The organism is Candidatus Nitrosotalea sp. FS, assembly GCF_011319475.1.
Taxonomy (GTDB): Archaea; Thermoproteota; Nitrososphaeria; order Nitrososphaerales; family Nitrosopumilaceae; genus Nitrosotalea.
Genome location: NZ_RCMC01000251.1, coordinates 18,788 through 19,261 on the forward strand (window position 1 = coordinate 18,788; position 474 = coordinate 19,261).

General features: G+C 39.5%; 1 pseudogene. It reads right to left on the reverse strand.

From position 1 onward, the window contains the following. A pseudogene (locus DYY66_RS13275) lies at positions 1–426 on the reverse strand (sodium:solute symporter); the annotation flags it as partial. Positions 427–474: the final 48 nt, after the last annotated feature.

Sequence of the window (474 nt, forward strand, 5' to 3'; positions counted from 1 at the left end):
AAGTGCAATGTATGGCAACTCTGCAACAATTCCTGTAATTGCTATCATGATTGCAAGTGTCCTGCTGTTGAATCTGTCCTTGACAAAATCTGACGCTGTGATGTATCCCTTCTCACGTGCTAGAGTCCAGAGCTTGGGCATTGTAACCAATGCTACTGCAAAAGTCAACATCACATAAGGAATTGCGAAAAAGTACAGTGAGCCTTTTGCAAACACTCCAGATGGGATTGCCACAAAACTATACGCAGTATACAAGTCTGCACCAATTAGGAAAAATACTAGGGTTGTTCCAAGCTTTCTTCCTGCAAGTGACCATTCATGAACATGATTTAGATCACCTCTTCTCCAATATTTTCCATAAAATCCTAATGCGATGAATACTATGAATAACGAAATAAACACGATAACAATGTCTGGGCTGATCATAGTTTCTTCTCCACTAGTTTAGAGTATGCAAGATAAAATCCGGTACAT